This is a genomic window from Haloferax sp. s1, assembly GCF_058382125.1.
This window is the reverse complement of sequence record NZ_JBZRPK010000595.1, coordinates 4328-8898: the sequence shown is the minus strand read 5'-3', so window position 1 is coordinate 8898 and position 4571 is coordinate 4328. Positions and strand designations below refer to the sequence as shown.

General features: G+C 51.8%; 5 protein-coding genes and 1 tRNA gene. 2 read left to right on the top strand and 4 right to left on the bottom strand.

Translation table 11 applies throughout. The annotated features are described in order from the left end of the window. The first annotated feature begins 111 nt into the window (after nucleotides 1-111). The gene (locus QT222_RS11900) at nucleotides 112-429 is read left to right on the top strand and encodes a hypothetical protein (RefSeq protein ID WP_491477296.1); all 318 of its coding nucleotides are present in this window, start codon (nucleotides 112-114) and stop codon (nucleotides 427-429) included. 837 nt (nucleotides 430-1266) lie between these two features. Here the strand turns inward: QT222_RS11900 and QT222_RS11895 are convergent. The 3 genes from QT222_RS11895 to QT222_RS11885 all read right to left on the bottom strand — a co-directional run bounded on the left by QT222_RS11895 (nucleotide 1267) and on the right by QT222_RS11885 (nucleotide 3391). After that, complete coding sequence (locus tag QT222_RS11895; protein WP_491477295.1) at nucleotides 1267-1890, bottom strand: hypothetical protein; 624 nt, start codon at nucleotides 1888-1890, stop codon at nucleotides 1267-1269. Next, entirely contained in the window at nucleotides 1883-2197 is a 315-nt protein-coding gene (locus QT222_RS11890; RefSeq protein ID WP_491477294.1) for a hypothetical protein, read from the bottom strand. The genes QT222_RS11895 and QT222_RS11890 overlap by 8 nt, the downstream gene beginning before the upstream one ends. A gap of 1123 nt (nucleotides 2198-3320) precedes the next feature. Then, nucleotides 3321-3391, bottom strand: a tRNA-Pro gene (locus tag QT222_RS11885). A gap of 130 nt (nucleotides 3392-3521) precedes the next feature. Between QT222_RS11885 and QT222_RS11880 the strand changes: the two genes are divergently transcribed. Further along, nucleotides 3522-3803, top strand: a complete 282-nt coding sequence (locus tag QT222_RS11880) for a hypothetical protein (RefSeq protein WP_491477293.1) — start codon at nucleotides 3522-3524, stop codon at nucleotides 3801-3803. A gap of 35 nt (nucleotides 3804-3838) precedes the next feature. Here QT222_RS11880 and QT222_RS11875 read toward each other — a convergent pair. After that, nucleotides 3839-4571, bottom strand: a 733-nt coding sequence (locus QT222_RS11875; RefSeq protein WP_491477292.1) for an RNA-guided pseudouridylation complex pseudouridine synthase subunit Cbf5, incomplete at its 5' end; no start/stop codon positions are given.

Here is a 4571-nt window from a genome sequence, read left to right as displayed (position 1 = left end):
CGTAACCTCCGGCGCGTCGAAGTCACCAAATCGGCCTGTTTTCACCCGAGATCGACCCGACCCAACTAGCTAAGGTTCCGGAAAACAGAGCTACCTACCAGACCCGGAACCATGCAGGCACGCCCATATCCATCGAAGTCAGGAAAGCGACTGTGGCTCTCACACGCGGAACAAGAGAAACTCCTCTCACTCGTCGAGGACGAGTACCCACGTCGACGCATCGCCCTCGACCTCGCACTCCATGGTCTCCGCAGCGACGAAGTACGGAACGTCAAGCCACGACACTTCCAGCCGCTCGACGACAACGGGAAGTGGCGACTCACGATTCCCGACGGGAAGACCGGAACGCGAGACGTTCCGGCAGAATTACCTCGGTCCCGTGCCGACCATATAACCTCGAGAGTGATGGAACATCTCGACTTCCAATAAATTGAAGGGCTGTTCAGCCAGTGTGCGAGTTTGGTTCTGTCTGCCATTGAATCGAGACCAACGATAGATGAGTGGCCGAGAACCTACGAAAATGCTTTACGCAGTTCCACAGAATAGCGGGGTTTTAATCGAGTGACAACCCCGAGATGGGGGCTCCGTGGAATTCTTGCTGTTTTCTAGAGAATTAGTCCTGTATCAGGGTTATAAAAATGAGAGCGTATAGATGTGATTGGTTCTGGTGGAACTACCTGTCACGCGATAATCTCGTTCTCCTTGCTTATCGAGATACATTTTAGACCACTTACGAGCCTCCGTAGCGGTCATTCTTTCTGCAAGTGAGTCAGATTTCGTTTTTTCCGGTTCCGGATATCCGACCATATTTATTACCGGCTCAGGCCAGAGAGTAATCCAAGCTCCCACGTGTTCATACGGGGCATCTGATGCGGATTTTCTAACCCATTCACGCTCGGACGTTCGTGCATGGAGGATAAACTCAGCAGGTGTATTCTTCCAACTGGGCTCAATCATATACTGACTTGGTGTCGTTGTTCCAGGAACAGCCTGTGATGGAGTTCCAGCAGGTGGTACTTTGTAGGTTGCGTGTAGAACTTGTTCGTCGTCACGAGTAAGGCGAACTTCTATATGTTTATTTGTTGACGTATTATTAGTTAACATAGCAAACAACAACCGCCGCGGTTCTGACTTTGTAGATTTGAGTATTTCACCGCTGCCGAGGCAACCTCCAACCGCCGCACTCGCAGCTACTGCGGTGCTGGACAGTACCTTTCGCCTAGTAAGAGGGAGATTCATCAGTGATAAACGTAATTGGTGGAGTGTCTACGACGACAGTTCAACTGGGAATTCAGTCAAGTAAATTGGACCCTCTCGGTTGAGATATTCGTTAACCTTCCAGAACGGTAGTCGATGGTTGTAATTTCCTTTACGGATATCGTCTCGAGTTAGTCGTTCAATACCCATTCGCTTCAGTTCCGCGTTACTTAAGGAATCTAATTCATCGTATGAGATATTATTCAGACTATTTATAGAGACAGACCCACCAGGAACAAACGTTACATCGAATTCAGTCATCGCTCCCCAACCATCTTCATTGACACCCATACGTACGCTCATTTCACCGGACGTGCTATTTATTGTGTGCATATCTACTTGGAAACCAACATAATGTGACGCGGCCCAGTTCCCAAAAGAATAATCGTCCGTAAATTCTAACTTCGTTGTATTACCACCATCAAAGTTATAATCTTCATGATATGCTGAATAAATATTTTCAGCACTAATCAGATAGCCAACAGGAGTTGCACCCAAAATACCTTCTGTGGTTGCCAAAATGGCTTCAGCAACATTTCCGTCGCCAGTTGTACTGGGTTTTGCCATCCCAGCTAGATATTCTGATGAGTTAGGAACCGTATCGAACGTAGCAGTTCCATCTGTTTCAGCCACAAACGTTTGGGATCTGATCCCAATATGACTTCTCATTTTTATTTTCATTGTAGTCCTCAGCACACATCTCAGCATTAAATATGTGTGAATAGACTTCATCACCGTCAGGTCGCGTCTGCCATTCACTCGTGGCATATTCTAGAGAAGACCCAACATCCAACGAAACATAACTATCACTGTCGTATTCTTTACTACCTCCTGAATGTGTTGTAACATCACCAGAGTCAGCAGAAACGCTGCCTCCAACAATACCAATTCCAAGCGACCCCACGGCAATTCTTCCGAATTCTCTTTTGGTGAGTTTCACTATACCAATTCATAATTATAGTGTTAAAATAACTTTTTTGAATTGTCATTTGAATTCTAAATGTATACTATATAGATATATCTGTGGTGAATAATCACTCGGTGATGAAAGTATTTAATATACCAAATAGATATGCAAATAAGTAGTCACAAATCAGAACTAGCTGTCACCGATAATCATCTGGTCGGCGGTACTCTTGGCAAACTGTCAACATTTTGTGACTACTACACCTAATCAAATTATACATTCAGCGACAGATGTTTACTGCTTGCACCTCCATTTCCGTAGTCATGGTGACTATATACTTCGATAAGCCCTAATATTTCACACCGCTACTTCTCTATGCGTCTGCACAGCGTGCCTGACGGCAACCCGACCACTTCATTCGGGTACAACGTCTGGACGGTCAACGCTTCGTCGTCGTCAGTGACGGTTACACACCCTGTGGCCACCTTGCTCGGAGTGTTCGTATTACCCACATTTTCTTCTAGAAGGAATAGTTTTCAGTGACATAACTACGAATATCTGGATTTAATCCAGAGAACCATTCTTTACATTCAGTTCGCCCTTTGTTCCAATCCCCTCGAACAATAACGTCTCGCAGAGCTTCGCCAGATATGTCTCCAGCTAAAGAAGTCGAGAAGCGTTTGAGTCCTTTTTAATCGACCTGTAGCCTAATTTAGGCCTTCGGGCGATACTTGTTCTATTTGTCCATCGTAAAACAATCAATATACAATAAGTTTGCTGTTGGTAATAGCACTGGGTGGACAAAACAAGAAATTCTCAAGGAAACATGTGACTTCCGCGCTCTGAGCGTTTCCTTTGGACTGCGCTACCTAGACCCACTCCTTTAGAGGGTTTGCGCTTAGCAAGCCGCGCCGAGTAGGCGCGGCGACCCCTGCTTCAAGTGTTTCATCTGAAGTAATCTTGGGTTGTGGCTCTTTAGCCACACATCTAACGGAGAATTACGGGTCCCCCAGATTCGAAGTGACGGCGGTCGCTGGCCGGTCGAGGCGACGTCCAGGCTCGACGCTCAGCTTCGTGCATAATTCACCCGACGCAGAAAGTACTCGCCGGAGTCCTGACGGACTCACGGCTCGAAGGGTTGCGTCGAGAGAAATTATGGGACCGCTGAGAGTCGAACTCAGGTCCTACCGACCCCATCGGCAGAGGATACCACTACCCCACGGTCCCAGGGTGTATTCAAAGCGATGCGTGTCTTGCGGTTAAGCCCTTCGTTTCGTCGTGGCAGAGAGACGGCCTGACGTGCTATGAAATCGCACCGAAGATACGCTTTTGCCGCCAGCCAAGTAATGACAACAATATGTCTGCTCTGCTGGAGAACATCCCGTTCGGCCTGCTCCCCGGACTCGTGATGCTGGCTGTCGTCTTCGCATTCGGCGTGGCTGTCCACCGGTGGTGGGCCATCCGACGGGGAGAGAAACCCGAACCTCCGCAGGACCGCTCGGAAGACTCGCGCGGCTACCCGCTCGCGTCGTGGCGGTACGTCTACGACCTCGACAAGGCGGCGGCCGACCGAGAAGTGGCGTCGGTCCACGAGCAAGCGGAGACACTCGCGGACGTCGAACAGAAACGGCGGAAATAGTGAGCAAAATAGCGACCGATGTCGGAAAACGGCCCTCAGACCAGCACGGCTTCCAGCGACACAACCTCGCCGGATTCGGTGTCGGCATCGCCGACGAGTTCGCCCAGACAGACGGCGGACCCGTCGTCGGTGAAACACGCGACGAGGTCGCCGAAGTCGGCGTCGTCGTCCACGTCGAACACGCCGGGAGCGTAGACGGGTGCACCGTTTGCGACTTCGCGGGCGGCGCTGTTGGCGATGGTAACCGCCGGAAGGTGGGTCAGCGCCCGTTCGGCGGGTGAAACGATATCCCGAATCCAGGATTCATCACCCTCTTCGGCGAACGCGAGGGCGTCTTTGAAGTCGTGGAGGTTCACGAGCGTCGAGTCGTCGAAGGGGTCGGTCGCGGTGCGGCGGAGATGTCCCATGTGGCCGCCGGTGCCGAGCGCGAGCCCGAGGTCGTGACAGAGTTTTCGGATGTAGGTGCCCGACTCACAGCGGATTCGCAAGAGCGCCTGTCGGTCCTGTACTTCGAGGAGGTCGAGGTCGTAAATCTCGCGTACGCGGAGGCGGCGCGAAACGGCCGACTTGCGCGGCGGTTTCTGGTAGAGTTTGGTCTCGAACTCCGCGACAGTCGACTCGATATCGGCGGGTGCAGGGCCGTGGGGGGGGGGGCCCGGGGCCGGACCCCTCCCTCCCCCCCGGGACACACCTGCCCGGCCCGGTGGCCCTCCCGCGAGGGAGGGGGAGACCGCCGGTGCCCTCGGGGCGGGGCGTCCCGCGGCGGGG

Coding starts and splice junctions, on each gene's coding strand:
- QT222_RS11900 (WP_491477296.1), top strand. CDS start 112: ATGCAGGCACGCCCATATCCATCGAAGTCAGGAAAGCGACTGTGGCTC.
- QT222_RS11880 (WP_491477293.1), top strand. CDS start 3,522: ATGTCTGCTCTGCTGGAGAACATCCCGTTCGGCCTGCTCCCCGGACTC.